The sequence below is a fragment of the Brevibacillus sp. YAE8 genome, from assembly GCF_057543335.1.
Genome location: NZ_BAAIYG010000002.1, coordinates 244,293 through 261,431, shown reverse-complemented (window position 1 = coordinate 261,431; position 17,139 = coordinate 244,293). Strand labels below are relative to the sequence as shown.

15 protein-coding genes and 1 riboswitch are annotated in these 17,139 nt (G+C 53.9%); of the genes, 13 read left to right on the top strand and 2 right to left on the bottom strand.

What is annotated here, in order from left to right:
- Positions 1 to 78: 78 nt before the first annotated feature.
- The 7 genes from AC27IT_RS04085 (at position 79) to AC27IT_RS04055 (ending at position 7,346) form a co-directional block, all read left to right on the top strand.
- Positions 79 to 945 carry a branched-chain amino acid ABC transporter permease gene (locus AC27IT_RS04085; protein WP_007776691.1) on the top strand — a complete coding sequence of 289 codons (867 nt, stop codon included), beginning with the start codon at positions 79 to 81 and terminating at the stop codon, positions 943 to 945.
- Between the two features lie 5 nt (positions 946 to 950).
- A complete protein-coding gene (locus tag AC27IT_RS04080) occupies positions 951 to 1,907 on the top strand; it encodes a branched-chain amino acid ABC transporter permease (protein WP_035316637.1) in 957 nt (318 codons plus the stop codon).
- Position 1,908: 1 nt separating this feature from the next.
- Positions 1,909 to 2,670 (top strand): ABC transporter ATP-binding protein, encoded by a 762-nt coding sequence (locus AC27IT_RS04075; RefSeq protein ID WP_025844129.1) that lies wholly within the window; start codon positions 1,909 to 1,911, stop codon positions 2,668 to 2,670.
- Position 2,671: 1 nt separating this feature from the next.
- On the top strand, positions 2,672 to 3,385 hold the full coding sequence (locus AC27IT_RS04070) for an ABC transporter ATP-binding protein (RefSeq protein WP_005834930.1): 714 nt from the start codon (positions 2,672 to 2,674) through the stop codon (positions 3,383 to 3,385).
- 132 nt (positions 3,386 to 3,517) lie between these two features.
- Complete coding sequence (locus tag AC27IT_RS04065; protein ID WP_005834928.1) at positions 3,518 to 3,769, top strand: DUF2164 domain-containing protein; 252 nt, start codon at positions 3,518 to 3,520, stop codon at positions 3,767 to 3,769.
- Between the two features lie 36 nt (positions 3,770 to 3,805).
- Positions 3,806 to 5,587, top strand: coding sequence for an excinuclease ABC subunit UvrC (gene uvrC / locus AC27IT_RS04060; protein ID WP_005834926.1), 1,782 nt, complete (start codon positions 3,806 to 3,808; stop codon positions 5,585 to 5,587).
- A gap of 86 nt (positions 5,588 to 5,673) precedes the next feature.
- A riboswitch (Lysine riboswitch) is annotated at positions 5,674 to 5,860 on the top strand.
- A 244-nt stretch (positions 5,861 to 6,104) separates the two neighbouring features.
- A complete protein-coding gene (locus AC27IT_RS04055) occupies positions 6,105 to 7,346 on the top strand; it encodes an aspartate kinase (RefSeq protein ID WP_487091608.1) in 1,242 nt (413 codons plus the stop codon).
- A gap of 127 nt (positions 7,347 to 7,473) precedes the next feature.
- Here the strand turns inward: AC27IT_RS04055 and AC27IT_RS04050 are convergent, their stop codons facing one another.
- Positions 7,474 to 7,926: a DUF2507 domain-containing protein gene (locus AC27IT_RS04050; RefSeq protein WP_005834922.1), complete on the bottom strand. Its 453-nt coding sequence runs from the start codon at positions 7,924 to 7,926 to the stop codon at positions 7,474 to 7,476.
- Between the two features lie 325 nt (positions 7,927 to 8,251).
- Between AC27IT_RS04050 and AC27IT_RS04045 the strand changes: the two genes are divergently transcribed.
- Genes AC27IT_RS04045 through sdhB form a run of 3 tightly spaced genes read left to right on the top strand, consistent with a single transcriptional unit; the run spans position 8,252 to position 11,407 of the window.
- Positions 8,252 to 8,863: a succinate dehydrogenase cytochrome b558 subunit gene (locus tag AC27IT_RS04045; RefSeq protein ID WP_005834920.1), complete on the top strand. Its 612-nt coding sequence runs from the start codon at positions 8,252 to 8,254 to the stop codon at positions 8,861 to 8,863.
- 18 nt (positions 8,864 to 8,881) lie between these two features.
- On the top strand, positions 8,882 to 10,639 hold the full coding sequence (sdhA, locus tag AC27IT_RS04040) for a succinate dehydrogenase flavoprotein subunit (RefSeq protein ID WP_005834917.1): 1,758 nt from the start codon (positions 8,882 to 8,884) through the stop codon (positions 10,637 to 10,639).
- Positions 10,640 to 10,657: 18 nt separating this feature from the next.
- Positions 10,658 to 11,407: a succinate dehydrogenase iron-sulfur subunit gene (sdhB, locus tag AC27IT_RS04035; RefSeq protein WP_005834915.1), complete on the top strand. Its 750-nt coding sequence runs from the start codon at positions 10,658 to 10,660 to the stop codon at positions 11,405 to 11,407.
- 32 nt (positions 11,408 to 11,439) lie between these two features.
- On the opposite strand, the gene AC27IT_RS04030 is transcribed toward sdhB, so the two are convergent.
- Positions 11,440 to 11,901, bottom strand: a complete 462-nt coding sequence (locus AC27IT_RS04030; protein ID WP_005834913.1) for a MarR family winged helix-turn-helix transcriptional regulator — start codon at positions 11,899 to 11,901, stop codon at positions 11,440 to 11,442.
- 179 nt (positions 11,902 to 12,080) lie between these two features.
- Here AC27IT_RS04030 and AC27IT_RS04025 point away from each other — a divergent pair, with 179 nt between their 5' ends.
- The 3 genes from AC27IT_RS04025 to AC27IT_RS04015 all read left to right on the top strand — a co-directional run bounded on the left by AC27IT_RS04025 (position 12,081) and on the right by AC27IT_RS04015 (position 16,845).
- Positions 12,081 to 15,845 (top strand): S8 family serine peptidase, encoded by a 3,765-nt coding sequence (locus AC27IT_RS04025; RefSeq protein ID WP_487091607.1) that lies wholly within the window; start codon positions 12,081 to 12,083, stop codon positions 15,843 to 15,845.
- A 66-nt stretch (positions 15,846 to 15,911) separates the two neighbouring features.
- Positions 15,912 to 16,307, top strand: coding sequence for a hypothetical protein (locus AC27IT_RS04020; protein ID WP_025844126.1), 396 nt, complete (start codon positions 15,912 to 15,914; stop codon positions 16,305 to 16,307).
- Between the two features lie 79 nt (positions 16,308 to 16,386).
- Positions 16,387 to 16,845, top strand: a complete 459-nt coding sequence (locus AC27IT_RS04015) for a chemotaxis protein CheX (protein WP_005834907.1) — start codon at positions 16,387 to 16,389, stop codon at positions 16,843 to 16,845.
- Positions 16,846 to 17,139: the final 294 nt, after the last annotated feature.

Sequence of the window (17,139 nt, the reverse complement as noted above, 5' to 3'; positions counted from 1 at the left end):
GCTTTCGCTTGCTGATCCAGCGAGAATAACGGCTGGTTTTCGCGTGGCAGGCAACCATTTTACAGTGAGGTGAGGCAGTTGTTTTGGCAGCAATTAGTCAATGGCTTGACAGTAGGTAGCACTTATTCCTTGATTGCGCTGGGCTACACGCTCATTTTCGGCGTGCTCGGAATCATCAATATGGCTCATGGACAAATTTTCATTTTTGGCTCGCTCGTCGGCCTCGTGCTGATGACAAGCATGAACATGCCGCTTGGCGTCGCGCTGCTCGCGGCAGTGGTCATCTCGGCGGCTCTCGGGCTGGTGCTGGAGTACACAGCGCTGCGGCCGCTGCGCAAGAAAAACGTTCCCCACCTGGCTTCGCTCATCAGTACGATCGGGTTTGCCATTTTGGTGGAGGAAGCGATGCACAAGTTTTTTGGCGCGGACTCGCGGGCGTTCCCGCAATCGTTTGGAAGTCAGCCGCTTGATCTGGGCATCATTCAAATTCGCAGCGTGGATCTTGTCATTTTGGGAATCTCCATCCTTCTCATGTTTGTCCTGCACTTCTGGATTCAAAAGACGAAGATGGGTAAAGCGATCCGGGCGACGGCGGAAAATACGGATACGGCAAACCTTTTGGGCATCAACACCAACATGGTGATCGTCGTCACGGTCATCATCGCCTCTGCTCTCGGCGGTGTGGCGGGCATTTTGATCGGCATGGCGTATTCCGCCCTCATTCCTACGATGGGGATGACGCTCGGGTTCAAGGGGCTGGCGGTGTTGATTCTGGGCGGCGTCGGCAGCATTCCCGGAGCGATGGTGTGCGGCGTTTTGCTCGGAATCATCGAGGTGTTTACCGTCGCCTACGGAGACTCGTCTTATCGCGATGCCGTGGCGTTCGGCCTCATCATCGTGATTTTGTTGCTGAAGCCGGAAGGACTATTTGGACGCAAAGCGTAAAGGAGGTGCAAACATTGGACATTCTCAATCCGTATAACTTACAGGTGTTTACCTTTATTTTGCTGAACAGCATCTTGGCGATCAGCATTTACATCACGCTCTCCACCGGACAGCTCTCGCTGGGGCATGCCGGATTCATGAGCATCGGCGCCTTCACGGCGAGTATTTTGACCAAGCAGGCGGACATGCCGCTGTTTGTTGCCATCCTCATCGGCGGTTTGGCGGCAGGCTTGATCGCTCTGCTCATCGGCGCGCCAACCTTGAAGCTGCACGGCTTGTACCTGGCGATTGCCACTCTCGGCTTTGGCGAGGTCATTCGCGTCATTTTGCTCAATCTGGAGATTACGAACGGGGCGTTGGGGCTGACCGGCCTGCAATCCATCGGCAATTATTTGTACGATTTTGAGAAAGCGATCGGGCTGAAAGCGACGACATTGGGCGTCTCCGTCATGCAAATGAAAGCTTTGTCTACGTGCCTGTTCATGCTGTTGTTGTTCGCTGTCATTCTCTTTTTGACGCTGCGTCTGAACAAGTCCAGGCTCGGCCGGGCGTTCGAAGCGATCAAGGCGGACGAGACAGCGGCGCGGGCGATGGGCCTGCAAGTGGCGTACTACAAAATGCTCGCCTTCGTCATCGGATCGGTGCTCGCCGGCGTGTGCGGCGGCTTGTTCGCGCACATTACGACGACGATTACGCCGGACGATTTCAACTACCACAAAGTCGTGGAAATTCTCTCCTTTGCCGTGATCGGGGGAAGCGAGGTCGTGTGGGGACCATTGTTTGGCGCGCTCGTGCTGACGGCGCTGCCGGAAGTTTTGCGCGGCCTGGCCGAATACAAAATGCTCATGTACGGTCTGATTATGGTCGGCGTGATGGCTTTCCGCCCGCACGGCCTGATCGGTACCGATACTTTCAAAAAATGGTTCAAAAAAGACAAAAGCAAGGCGAAGGGGGGACTGTGAGATGTTGCTGGAATTGGCGAACGTAGGAAAAAGCTTTGGCGGCATCACGGCCCTGCGCGATGTGTCCTTTTCCGTGCGCGAAGGGGAAATCGTCGGCCTGATCGGCCCGAACGGCGCCGGAAAGACGACGATCTTCAATATGGCCACCGGAATTTTTGCGCCGACGACAGGCACCTTTTCCTTTGCCGGACAGACGCTGAACGGGATGCCGCCGAACAAAATCACGGAAATGGGGATTGCCCGCACGTTTCAAAATATTCGCCTCTTTGGTCACATGAGCGCACTCGACAACGTCAAGGTAGGTTGCCATGCGCGGATGAAGGCGGGGTTTTGGGCTTCGCTTTTGCGCACGCCTGGCCAGCGGTCCGAGGAGAAGGCGGTTGCGAAAAAAGCGGAACAATTGCTGGAGTTTGTCGGGCTGTCCGACGTGGCAGACGTCCGCTCGGATACGCTCGCGTACGGGCAGCAGCGCCGTCTGGAAATCGCCAGGGCGCTCGCGACCGAGCCGAAGCTATTGCTTTTGGACGAGCCTGCTGCCGGGATGATCGAGACAGAGACGAAAGCGCTGATGGAACTGGTGCGCAAAATTCGCGATGACGGCACGACCGTCTTGCTGGTCGAGCACGACATGGGGCTGGTCATGAACTTGTGCGAGAAAGTCGTCTGCATCAATTTCGGCGTGAAAATTGCGGACGGAACGCCGGAAGAGGTACAAAACAACCCCGATGTGATCGAGGCATACTTGGGCAAGGAGGAAGAATAGCATGCTGCACGTACAAAACCTTTCGACCTCCTACGGTCAAATCAAGGCGATTCGCGGCATTACGCTGGAAGTGCCGGAAGGAAAGATCGTCTCTCTCATCGGCGCCAACGGAGCAGGCAAAACGACGACGATGCGCACGATCGCCGGCCAACTAAAGCCGGAGGCAGGCAGCATTACGTTTTGCGGGGAGCGCATGGACGGCAAAAAGCCGCACCAGATCGTGAAAAGCGGACTGGCGCTCGTGCCGGAAGGGCGGGCGATCCTCGGCAAAATGACCGTGCTGGAAAACCTCGAAATGGGCGCTTTCCAACGCAACGACACCCAAGGCATCAAGGACGACATGGAAAAAATGATGACCTGGTTTCCGATTTTGAAAGAACGGCTGACCCAGTTGGGCGGTACGATGTCTGGCGGGCAGCAGCAAATGCTGGCGATTGCCAGAGCTTTGATGTCGCGCCCCAAGCTGCTGCTTTTGGACGAGCCGTCCATGGGACTGGCCCCGATTGTGGTGGCAGACATTTTCAAAGTCATCAAGCAGATTAATGCGGAAGGCACGACGGTGCTGATCGTCGAGCAAAACGTCAAGCAGGCACTGAAAATCGCCGATTACGGCTATGTGCTGGAAGCCGGCCAGATTGTTCTCGACGGGGCGGCTGACGCGCTGTTGAACGATGAGCGCGTCAAAGAAGCGTACTTAGGCGGACGCAAGCATTAAAAGCTGGCTGTCAGAGGAAAACTGTCGCTTTCAGATCGAAGCGGCAGTTTTTTTGCTGCCCGATCCGTGGTACTATGGGAGTAGAACGTATATTCTTATCAGAGGAAAACCATGGAAGGAAGCCAGATGCGGATGCCAACCAAACTGACGAGAGAGCAAACGGAATATCTCGTGTTGCAAGTGCAACGGTATTTTCACGCAGAACACGGCGAGGAGCTGGGCAACCTGGAGACGGAAGAGCTGATCGCCTTCTTTTCCAGAGAGCTCGGGCCGTTTTACTATAACCAGGGCGTACAGGACAGCCGCAAGCTGTTGCTGGAGCGGATGAACGCCCTGGAGGATGAGCTGTACGTCCTGGAACAGCCCGTCATGAAAAAACGCTAAAGCGAAAGCCGTTAAAAGGAAAAAGGAGGTGCAGCCATGAACCGTACCTTGAAAGACAAGCTGGCTGTGCTGCCAGAAAAGCCCGGCTGCTACCTGATGAAAAATGCAAACGGGGAAATTATATACGTCGGAAAAGCCAAGGTGCTGAAAAACCGCGTGCGCTCGTACTTCACCGGAAGCCATAACGGGAAGACGCAGCTTCTGGTCAGCGAGATCGCGGACTTTGAGTATATCGTGGTGTCGTCTGCGATCGAGGCGTTATTGCTGGAGTGCAACCTCATCAAAAAGCACGACCCGCGCTATAACGTCATGCTTCGCGACGACAAAACCTACCCGTACATCAAAATTACGAACGAAGCGCAGCCGCGGCTGGAAATTACCCGCAAGGTGCTGAAAGACAAGGCGAAATACTTCGGGCCGTACCCGAATGCAGGCGACGCGTCCGAGGTGAAAAAGCTGCTCGACCGGCTCTATCCTTTGCGCAAATGCCGCAACATGCCCAAGCAGGTATGTTTGTACTACCATTTGGGCCAATGTCTCGCCCCCTGTGTGTACGAGGTTTCGGCTGAAGAAAACCAGCGACTGGTAGATGAGATCAGCCGCTTCCTCGACGGCGGACACGAGCAGATGAAGCAGCAGCTCACGGAAAAAATGCTCCAGGCCGCAGAGGCGATGGAGTTTGAGCGGGCCAAGGAGTTCCGCGATCAGATCAAGAGCATCGAAGCGGTGATGGAGAAGCAGAAAATTACGTTCACCGATACGGTTGACCGCGACATTATCGGCTTTGCCGTGGAAAAAGGCTGGATGTGCATTCAAATTTTTTACATGCGCCAGGGCAAGATGATCGAGCGGCAGACGACCTCCTTCCCTTACTACGGAAACGAGAGCGAGGACTTCATGTCGTACGTCACCCAGTTTTACTACGACAAGCAAAACGCGCTGCCCAAAGAAATTTTGCTGCCGGAGGAAAGCGAGCCGGAGCTGTTGAGTGAATGGCTGGGAGTCAAGGTGTTGACGCCCAAGCGCAGCAAAAAGCGCGAGCTGGTACAGATGGCTTGTGAAAACGCGCGGATCGCCCTGCAGGAAAAGTTCGCCCTGATGTCCAAGGACGACGCGCGGACCGTTCAGGCGGTGCACAACCTGGGGCATGTGCTGGGGATCGGCGTCCCGCACCGGATCGAGGCGTTCGACAACTCCAACATCCAAGGAACCGAGCCTGTGTCGGCGATGATTGTCTTTACGGACGGCCGTCCGGACAAAAAGGAATACCGCAAGTTCAAGATCAAGACAGTCGAAGGGCCGGACGATTACGGCTCCATGCGCGAGGTAATCCGCAGACGGTATTCGCGCTTGCTGAAGGAAAACCAGCCGCTGCCCGATCTGATCGTCATCGACGGGGGCAAAGGGCAGATCAGCGCCGCCATGGACGTGCTGGAAAACGAGCTGGGGCTGTACATCCCGGTCTGCGGCCTGGCCAAAGACGAAAAGCACAAAACCGCGCAGTTGATGTACGGCGATCCGCCGGAGCCGGTGAATCTGAAGCGGGACAGCTACGAGTTTTACTTGCTGCAGCGCATTCAGGACGAGGTGCACCGGTTTGCGATTACGTTTCACCGACAATCCCGGACGAAGACGATGCTCTCCTCCCAGCTCGACGAAATACCGGGCATCGGCGAAAAGCGGCGCAAGCTGTTGTTTACCCATTTTGGCTCGCTGAAAAAAATGCGCGAGGCGACGGTGGAGGATTTCCGGCAGTTGGGGATCGGCGACAAGCTGGCGAAGCAGATTATCGCCCATTTGCGCAAGCTGGAATCGTAACGTTTTTTTCAAAAAGCAATTGAACCGTTCGGATTCCCGTGATATAATGCGTTTCAAACAGAATAGTTAGCCTCACTTCCCTTATGAAGTGAGGTAGAGGCGCGAAAACCAAGAGTACCACCCTGAGATCGGGTATCTGTGAAGGGAGCGGGAAAGGGGAATTCGCCGAAGTGTGGAGGAAAACCCGTAGTTCTCCATGCTGGGTCTGCATTGAACAAGTGCAGGACTGTCATCTGGCTCTTAACCGGCGTCAGATGGAGTGCTATCTCACGGTGTGTCAATGTGAGCGGTGATAGGTGTTGTCCTGTCATGTGCTGCATTGTCCGCGTGTATTGGGAGGGAGGAACCGGTATGTCGAAACAGTAGGCAGCGGCAGGTACTTATTCCTTGTCGGTGCCTTTTTTATAAAGTGACAGGTAAAATTTTCCATAAACGAACAAGCGAAAACAAGCTAATAAAACGAGAGAAAACGATACATTCTACAAACATTGGATATGAGAAAAGGGAGAGAAGCCGCATGGGGTTGATCGTGCAGAAATACGGAGGCACCTCTGTAGGGACTATTGAGCGAATTTTACGAGTTGCGGACCGAATTATCAGCTACAAAGAAGAAGGGCATGACCTGGTAGTCGTCGTGTCTGCGATGGGCAAATCTACCGACGTCCTGGTAGATATGGCCAAACAGATCAGCGCCTACCCTTCCGAGCGTGAAATGGATATGCTGCTGACCACGGGGGAGCAAGTATCGATCGCATTGCTCGCGATGGCCTTGCATTCCAAAGGCTACGATGCCATTTCTTTGACTGGCTGGCAGGCCGGAGTGACGACAGAAGCGATCCACGGCCGGGCGCGGATCAAGCAAATTGATCCACAGCGCATTCAGGCGGAGCTCGGTCGAGGCCGCGTCGTGATTGTGGCAGGGTTCCAAGGTCTTAGCGACGAAGGAGAAATTACAACGCTCGGCCGCGGTGGATCGGATACATCGGCGGTTACGCTGGCAGCCAGCCTGAATGCTGACAAATGCGAGATTTTTACAGACGTTTCTGGCGTTTACACGGCCGACCCACGCATGGTGCCGGCAGCAAGCAAGCTGAATACGATCTCGTATGATGAAATGCTGGAGCTTGCCAATCTCGGCGCAGGCGTCCTGCATCCGCGTTCGGTGGAGGCTGCGAAAAAATACAAGGTACGGCTGGTGGTCCGCTCCAGCTTTACTGCCGAAGAGGGTACGTACGTTGAGGAGGTTGCCAACATGGAAACAGGAAGAGTAGTAAGTGGAGTCGCGCATGACGAAGATATCGCCAAAGTTACGGTTGTCGGGATGCCTGCAAAGGTGGGGACTCTTTCCCGCCTGTTCAATACACTCGCAGACAACCAGGTGAACGTCGACATCATCATTCAAAGCTCCTACGATGCCGCTGTCACGAACATTTCGTTTACGGTCGCGGCAGATGACTTGAAAAAGGCGCTGGATACGCTGGAAAACAACAAAGCGGAGCTGGGCTTCGAAAAAGTCGACTTCGAGCAAAACTTGACCAAAGTGTCCATCGTCGGCTCCGGCATGGTGAACAATCCGGGGGTTGCCGCTGAGATGTTCCGCGTTTTGGCTGAAAAAGAAATTTCTATTAAAATGGTTTCGACGTCGGACATCAAAGTGTCCTGCGTTATTCCTGCTGGCCAAACCGAGCTTGCCGTTCGCAGCCTGCATACGGCATACGGACTTGATGTGGCGGAAACAGCAGTCGTGCACGGCTTATAAGAAGCAAATGCTCCCTCGCCCGCTGGCAGAGGGGGCATCTTTTTGAATGATTCGCGAGTGCGGGTTCCCGCTGCCTTTTGCAATGACAAAAGTATGGCAGTATCCCGCACAAAGGCGAACGGCTTGTTTATTTTTGCGTCCGCACCTTGATAAGAATGCGGGACGAGCTTTCGATCTCCAGTTGTGCGGACGTGTCCTTGCCCTTCCACTGCTCGATGCTGCCGGCGATGATTCCGGCTTCCAGTGACAAGGCGCGGCTGAGCCGCTCGGGCGTTTGGTAGTTGTAGATAGTGTGCGAGAGCTTGTAGACGATCGCGTCTGCCGTTTCTTCCACGAGATCGAGCTGTCCCAGCCCAAGGCGGATAAAAGGGAGAATCGGGCCCGTGGAAGACTGAACCGGAATTTTCCGGCCGATGTCTTTGCCCAGCCAGTACAATATCGGGCTTTCGCTGTCTCCCAATAAGGCGTTCGTCAATGTTTCGCGGAGCAGATGGTAGCCGAGATAGGGCATGTGCATGCGTTCGGCCACCGGAATCGTGTGGGGCGGCAACAGGGCTGCCAACTGATCGGTATCTTTCATCTCGCTTCCCTCCTGTCTGTACTAGATTATGAGAGGGAGGCTTGCTTCATGACCGATTAAGAGAAAAAATAGTGAAACTAAACAAAGTTATTCTATCAATGTATTTAGTCTACTGATTGTCTTGACGCTATGTGTCGACAAGAGTACAATTGGATTTGGTCAAAGTTTTGCCCAACTTTTTTTCGTATTTTGACACATTCCGACAAAGTTAGGCGTGGAGAGAGCTAACGGTTTTTTGGCATGTCTAATGGGTCAGGCAATGGGTTAGGATATGGGAGAAAGGTCCATAAAAGAGCGCTACATACACTGAAAGGGGGACCATTGTATGGCGAAAGGCCATAGCTTTCTCAGTCACAAGCTGCACTCACTTCTTGGTTTGTTTCCGATCGGGCTCTTCCTGCTGTTCCACTTGACAGCCAACTACCAGGCGACCCGTGGAGCCGAAGCTTTCAACCAGACGGTAGGTCTGATTGAAAACGTTCCACTTCTGCTTGTAGTTGAATTTGTCTTCATCTACATCCCGATCCTGTTTCACGCTGTTTACGGTCTCTACATCGCGTTCCAAGCGAAACAAAACGTAGGGAACTTCGGTTACTTCAGAAACCACATGTTTCTGTGGCAACGGGTAACAGGTATCATTACCCTCATTTTCATTGTTTGGCACGTATGGGAAACTCGCATTCAGAAGGCATTGGGTGCACATGTTGACTTCGACATGGTCGCAAACATTTTCAGCAGCCCAGCAATGATCGTATTCTACACAATCGGGATTATCAGCACGGTTTTCCACTTCTCCAACGGACTCTGGTCGTTCCTGGTTCACTGGGGAATTACGGTTGGACCACGTTCCCAACGAATTGCAACATACTTCACTATGGTCGTATTCGTAGTTGTAACCTTCATCGGATTGCGTGCGATGTCGGCTTTCATTCTGTAGGGATAGGGGGACTAAATCATGGCAAAAGGTAAACTTATCATTGTCGGTGGTGGATTGGCCGGCTTGATGGCTACTATCAAAGCTGCAGAAAAAGGCGTTCCCGTTCAGTTGTTCTCCCTGGTTCCGGTAAAACGTTCCCACTCTGTTTGTGCACAGGGCGGTATCAACGGTGCGGTAAATACCAAAGGGGAAGGCGACTCCACATGGGAGCACTTCGACGATACAGTTTACGGTGGAGACTTCTTGGCAAACCAACCACCAGTAAAAGCAATGTGCGATGCAGCACCTGGAATTATCTATATGCTTGACCGGATGGGCGTCATGTTCAACCGCACACCAGAAGGTCTGTTGGACTTCCGCCGTTTCGGGGGAACAAAACATCACCGTACTGCGTTTGCAGGTGCGACAACCGGACAACAACTGCTGTACGCGCTGGACGAGCAAGTACGCCGCTACGAAGCAGAAGGTCTGGTTACCAAGTACGAATATTGGGATTTCCTCGGAGCCGTTTTGGACGAGACAGGAACCTGTCGCGGGATTACCGCGCAAAACATGCGTTCCGGTGAAATTCAATCCTTCCGTGCAGATGCCGTTATTTTGGCAACAGGCGGCCCTGGTATCATCTTCGGTAAATCGACCAACTCGATCATCAACACAGGTACAGCAGCGTCTGCCGCTTACCAGCAAGGCGTAATCTACGCCAACGGTGAGATGATCCAGATTCACCCGACTGCGATTCCGGGCGACGACAAGCTGCGTCTGATGTCTGAATCCGCGCGCGGTGAGGGCGGTCGCGTATGGACGTACAAAGACGGTAAGCCTTGGTACTTCCTGGAGGAAAAATATCCTGCCTACGGAAACCTGGTACCGCGTGATATTGCGACTCGCGAAATCTTCTCTGTCTGCGTAGACATGAAACTGGGCGTCAACGGCGAAAACATGGTGTACCTCGATCTGTCCCACAAAGATCCGAAAGAGCTGGATGTAAAACTGGGCGGTATTATCGAGATTTACGAAAAATTCGTAGGGGATGACCCGCGCAAAGTGCCGATGAAGATTTTCCCTGCCGTTCACTACTCCATGGGCGGAATGTGGGTAGACTACAACCAAATGACCAACATCCCTGGTCTGTTTGCAGCGGGTGAGTGCGATTACTCCCAGCACGGCGCGAACCGTTTGGGTGCAAACTCCCTGTTGTCCGCGATCTACGGCGGTATGGTTGCCGGTCCAAAAGCGATCGAGTACATCAAAGGCTTGAATCAATCTTCGGATGATCTGTCTTCTACTCTCTTTGACAGCTACACGAGCAAAGAACAGGCGAAATACGACAGCATTTTGAAAATGGACGGAACGGAAAATGCTTACCTGATCCACAAGGAGCTGGGTGAGTGGATGACAGACAACGTAACGGTAGTTCGTTACAACGACCGTCTGCAAAAAACAGATGAAAAGATTCAAGAGTTGATGGAGCGCTACAAAAAAATCAACATCAACGATACAAGCAAATGGAGCAACGCAGGTGCTTCCTTCACTCGTCACTTGTGGAACATGCTCGTCCTCTCCCGTGCGATCACAATCGGTGCGCTCATGCGTAACGAGAGCCGCGGCGCTCACTACAAACCGGAATTCCCTGAGCGTGATGACGAGAACTTCATGAAGACAACTATGGCGAAGTTCAATCCGGAAACAACCGCGCCAGAAATCTACTACGAAGACATCGATGTTTCGTTGATCCCGCCACGGAAACGTGACTATACGTCTGACAAGAAGCATTAAGAGAGGAGGAAACGGATCATGGCAGAAAAATTGATTCACCTGATTATTACTCGCCAAGACAGCCCTGACAGCACTCCATACAAGGAAGAGTTCAAAATCCCGTACCGTCCTGGTATGAACGTCATTGGTGCGCTGATGGAGATTCAACGCAATCCGCTCAACGCGCAAGGCCAAAAAACTTCTCCGGTCAACTGGGAATCGAACTGCTTGGAAGAAGTATGCGGCGCGTGCTCGATGGTCATCAACGGAAGACCGCGCCAGGCTTGCTCGGCGCTGATCGATAAACTGGAACAGCCAATTCGTCTGGAGCCAATGAGCACGTTCCCTGTACAACGCGACTTGTCGATTGACCGTAGCCGCATGTTCGATGCGTTGAAACGTGTAAAAGCATGGATTCCAATCGATGGTACGCATGATCTGGGACCAGGTCCGCGCATGCCGGAAGTAGAGCGTCAATGGGCGTACGAGCTGTCCAAGTGCATGACGTGCGGGGTATGCTTGGAGGCTTGCCCGAACGTGAACGCGAAGTCCGAGTTCATTGGACCGTTTGCGATTTCCCAAGTTCGCCTGTTCAACCAGCATCCAACTGGTATGATGAACAAGCATGAGCGTCTGGAAGCTCTGATGGAAGACGGCGGTATCGGCGATTGCGGTAACTCGCAAAACTGCGTGCAAGCTTGTCCAAAAGGCATCCCGCTCACGACCTCGATTGCTCACATGAACAAAGAAACGACCAAACATGCGGTGAAGAAATTCTTCTTCTCCTAATCGTTTGGCAAAAGAAAAAGGCGTGCGCCGGTTTAACCGGAATGCACGCCTTTTTTTCTTGCGTCAGCGACAGCGGCGACTGCCAGTTTTTCGAACATGCGAACGAACTGCTCCCACTCTTCTTCGGTGAGGTGGGAAAACAGTTGCCGGAGCGTTTCCAGCCGCGTCTGCTTCGCCTGGGCCAAAATGTGTTTTCCGGCTTCCAGCAGACTGATATGGACGACGCGCCGATCTTCCTCATCGCGCTCCCGGCTGACGTAGCCGTGCTTGTCCAGCCGGTCGATCATCGCGGTAATCGCGCTGGGCTTGACCATCATCGAATCGGCCAGTTCGCCGACGGTACATCTTTGGCGTTGCTCCAATTGATGAAGGATGTAAAATTGCGGACCTGTCAATCCGGGAACAGGCTCGGCCATATGCGTCCCCAACGTGCGCATGATGGTGCGAAAAGCTTCTTGCAGGCGGTCAATGGACTCGGGGGAAGGGGAGGACATGCTGGTTTCAGCTCCTTGCAGCTTAATAACAATACATTTCGGACAGGAAATATTTAACGGTATTAAATATAGGCTGATTCACCTGTTTTGTCAACCTTAGGGCAAAAGACGAGAATACCCGAGCGGCTCCCAGTGAAAACTGATACATAATGGGTGTACTTCCAACAAGGGGGCAAACGATGAAAAAACAGGTGATGAGCTTAGGGTTAGTGTTGGTTTTGCTTCCCGTAACGACAGTGGGCCATACACGCGCGGATGTCTTTGCATACGGCGACGCCATCAGCTTGCGCAGTGTGGTCATGCACGATTTGGCGGAAATGAAGGAGCAATCACATACAAGCCACGCGCCGGGCGAGGCCGGAAATCATGTCCGCGCTGAGCGGGCCAACGAGTGGCAGCGTTCCGAGCATGTCGTCCTGGGCGAACAGGCTGTCAGCGCACAAGCCTCTACGCTGGAGATGATCGAAGCGAACCGCGCCTGGCGGGAGGCAGGGGTTAAAGGAGAAGGAATGCTCATCTCGGTCATTGATACAGGCGTAAACCCGCGGCATCCTGATTTGCCGCCGCCGCACGACAAGCGGCTGGCTGTGCAGAAGTCAGGCTCGCCGCAAAAAGTAATTCCGGGCTTCAACTGGGCAGACCGCAATCAGACGACCGAGGACGTAGCCGAATCGCAGCACGGCATCCATGTCGCCGGGATCATTGCCGCCAACGGCAAAGTCAAAGGAGTCGCGCCGGAATCGCAAATCATGAGCCAAAAAGTATTTTCCAACTACCAGGGGGAAGTGCCAGGCTTGAGCGAGTCGATCTTGTTTGCGATTAACGATTCGATCGCCAAAAAAGCCGATGTCATCAACCTCAGCCTCGGCTCCTCCGCCGGTTATGTGGACGAGTCGAACGTCGAGCAAATGGCCGTGAAAAAGGCGGTGGACAACGGCGTCATCGTCGTGGCGGCAGCGGGGAACGACTCGTACTTCGGCAGCGACAAGGTGCGGGCGCAAAATCCGGACGTGGCCATGATCGGCTCCCCCGGCCTCAGCCCTGATGCGTTTTCCGTCGCATCCGTCAACGCGACGACGCTTGCGGGCAACAGCTTCAGCGTCCAGGGAGTGCCAGGGCTGGAACGCGTCGTCTACTTGCCTGGGCACGTGGAGAGCGGGTCGGCGCTCAATCCGATAGCTTCTCTGGTGAAGCCGTATCCGCTCGTTTACATGGGAAAAGGGAAAAAAGAAGACTACAACGTATCGGTCAAGGAAAAAATCGTGCTCTTGGAGCGGGGGGATACTTCTTTTGATGAAAAGCTCCGCCTTGCCAAAGAAGCGGGTGCCGTCGGCGCGATTATTTACAACAACGAACCCGGGCCGCTCATCATCAGCGCGGAGCATTTGAAGCAAATTCCGGCGGTGGCGGTGCTGAAGCAGATGGGCGAGCAGTTGGCGCAGGCGGTGAAAAAAGGGAAAAAAGTGACGGTCGCCTTCAATGGCGAGTACGCGCAAAACCCGATGCCTTATCCGGACGGCGGAACGATTTCCGGCTTTTCCTCCTGGGGACCGACTCCTGACCTGCAGTTCAAGCCGGAAATTTCGGCGCCGGGCGGAGGGATTTTGTCGCTCGTCCGCGATTCGGAGTACGCAGTCAAAAGCGGAACGTCCATGGCGACGCCACACGTAGCAGGCGGGATGGCGCTGCTCAAGCAAGCCTACCAAAAGCAGGGGCGCAACTTGCAAGGCCGGGCCTTGGTCGAAACGTTGAAGGCAGCGGCGATGAACACAGCCGAGCCGATTTTGGACCCGCGGGTGAGCGTGGCTGCTTCCGACAAGGCCAAAGTGAAAAAATATCCGTACAGCCCGCGCGTTCAAGGAGCAGGCTTGATGCAAATCGCCAAAGCGATCCAGACGCCTGCCGTGGTGGTCGATGCCAAAGGCAAGGCTGGCGTCTCGCTGGGAGAGATCGGGAACACGACAACGTTTTCCTTGTTTGTTGATAACAAGTTCGGGAAAAAGCCGATAACGTACCAGCTCCACGACGAGTTCGGCGTCATGACCGACTTGCGCAAGGACGGCTTGAACATGCTGACGGCAACCGCGCTGGAAGGGGCGCAACTGCGCTTTTCCGCTCCGAAGGTAACCGTGGAGCCTGGCAAGCGCGCCGAGGTCAAGGTGACGCTCGCCATCCCGCAGGGAGCAGCCCGCAACCAGTTTGCCGAAGGCTTTATCTCCTTTGCGCCGGATGACAAGTCGCTGCCTGCCTTGCGCGTCCCTTACTTCGGCTTTTTCGGCGACTGGGACGAGCCGCGCATTATGGACCAGCCTGTATGGGAGGCTGGCAGTCAGGAAAAGCGGACGGGCGTCAAGACGAGCTGGTACCACGACAAGCGCAACGACAAATGGCGCTACCGCGATTATTTGGGCGTGACCGGGGTCAAAGAGGACGGAACCGTACAGATTGATCCAGGCCAGATTGCGTTTTCTCCCAACGGAGACGGCCATTACGATATCGCGGCTCCTTCGATTACGTTTTTGCGCAACGCCCGGCAAGTGGTCGTGGAAGTAACGGATCAGTCCGGCAAGCCGATACGCGCGCTGGTGCGGGATGAAAAAGTCAGCAAGTACGACCAGTCCAAGCTGGGAACGCCTTATTACTACACCGAGCGCGAGGCGTGGAGCTGGGATGGCAAAATTTTTTCGCCGCAAAAAGGCAGCTATGTGCAAGCGCCGGATGGAGCGTACCAGTTTTTAATCAAGGCGAAAATCGACGGCCGCGATGCCAATTGGCAAACGATGACGCTGCCGATCCGGGTCGACACGAAGCCGCCAGTCCTCAACGCTTCTCTGTCCGGAAACAAGGTGCAGTGGAGCAGCCGCGACAAAGACGTGCAAGGCTATCTGCTCTACGTCAACGGGAAAAAAGTAGGCGGCCCGTATTCGCCGAAAATCACCAGCACGATCATCAATCAGCCGGAGAAAAAAATAAGCGTAGTCGCCTTCGATTACGCCGGAAACATCAGCGTAGCAAACATTAACGGGAAAAGCGACACCGTCCCGCCGTTCGTGGAATTTCCCGACGATCTGTTCAGCTATCTGAAAATATCCAAACAGCCGGATGTCGCCTTGCGCGGGAAGGTCACAGGCGAGGAGCTGCTGGATCGGGTCCGGCTCTCGATCAACAAAACGCCTGTCAAGCTGGAGGCAGACGGTTCGTTCGAGACGATTCTCCGGCTGCAGGAAGGGCTGAACTACGTCGTGTACAGTACTGCCGACATGTACGGCAACACGCGGCAGTTTACGCAACGGGTCATCGTCGACACAAGCCCGCCGATGCTCCAGCTCCAAAACGACGGGACCGAAGACATTCAGTTTGATCCAGCGACGAAAACGATGCTGCTGCCGATCCGCTTCCTGTACCGCGACCAGACGTACAAAGGGCAGGCCAGCGTCAACGGCCAGATCGTCGCCAACTTCGAGGAAGACCAGTTGGAAATTCCTGTGCATAAAAATTTGACGCACATTTTGCCGATGAAACAAGGAGAAAACCGCGTCTTGATCGAAGGAAAAGATGGAGCAGGCAACCAGAGCACGCTGCTATTGTACGCGTACGTAGATGCGAGCGCAGGCACGGTCGTGCTCAGCCAGGGGGAACAGCGGTTGAACTACCGGGCGAGGACGATCGCGGCTCCCACGATCAAGCTGATGAACAATCAGGTGGAAGGCCAGGAAGGCGAGCTCCTGCCGATTGAGGGCAAGGTGACGGGAGCCGGGCCGGTCAGCTTGCGAATTACGTACGGCGATCATCATGTGCCTGTCGACGTCAACGACCGGGGAGGGTTTCGCCTGGTGCTGGACCGGATTGAGGAAGGCAAGCAAAAACTGACGATTGTCGCGACTGATTCGCTGGGGCGGGAAGCTCGTGCCGAGATGAATGTGATCGGGAAAAAGAAGCAATAGGGATGGCCCGGCAACAGCGGATAATCGCTAGAGCCGGGCCTGCTCCTTTGGGGGGAAGCAAATTCGATGTTTTACCACGGGATAAAGTGGGAATATGTTACGAGAGAGTTTCCGCTGCTGTCGCCGAGAAGAATTGCCGGGAAACACGGCAAGGAGCAGTGCATGGATCGGCTGCACCTGCTTCAGCAGTTTGGCCTGGAGCCTGTCCATCTGCTCGAATCCGATGAGAGCTATCCGGACGAGCGGTGCATCAGGGAATGCTTGGCGTTTGGCGATACGGTGTTTGCGTTTGAGCAGCTCAGCTTGCCGATGTGGCAGCTAAGCAGGCATGAGGTCGGGGTAGAAGTGCTCGATTTGCGCACGTGCTCGGCCATTTATACCAAAAGGAATGATGCCAAAGTAGAGGATTGGTTTCCGAAAATTCGCAGAACAAGTGACCTTTTGCCTATAAAGTTTTTGTGATAGTCTTGCATCTGCCAAATATCGACATTATGATAGTCCTATAGCAGAGATAATTGCCCGGGAAAGGAAGAGATCGCAAATGATAGTCCAATACCTAGATCCGTTTCTTGAATCAGCCTCCTCCGTGATTCAACAAGTGTGCAATGTAGACATTTCGCGTGGGGAATTAGCTGAAAAAGAATGGAGCAATTCGGAAGGTCACACCTGGATTCGTATCGGGATGACAGGTCAATTGCAAGGAGACGTGTTTTTTGGTCTGCAAGAGGAGTTGGCTTTGCGCATCGTCTCTGCCATGATGGGCGGTTTTCCTGTACAGGAGATGGATGAGCTCGGGAAAAGTGCGATTTCCGAGTTGGGGAACATGATCTCTGGCAACGCCAGTACGCTTTTGTCCAATCGCGGTGTGATCGTCGACATTACGCCGCCGCTGTTTGTGCAGCACCACGATTTGAAGGACGTGACAGGGACAGCCTTGACTGCTCCGCTCGACCTGCACGACATGGGACGGATGGAAATTCAAATTATCGTCATTCGGTAAGAGACGGCTGCGGCCGTCTTTTTTTTGTGCAGGTAAGAATGGGAAAGAGCGGTTTTCGCCAGAAGAAGGGCACCGTAGCGAGAGTTCGAAGCAGGGGGAGAAAGCAAGTTTTGTATCCGCTGGCTGCGAAGAGTCTGGCAATGGCTTCGCGCCATCGGGTTTTCTAATGCGCACAACTTTGAATCTATTTGCACCTGCGGGTTGTATTGTCTGAAATATAAAAAAACATAAAATATTTTTTGATTGTATAGATGATTTTTTTTAGATGGTGTATTGTTGGAATTAGTAAGGGGG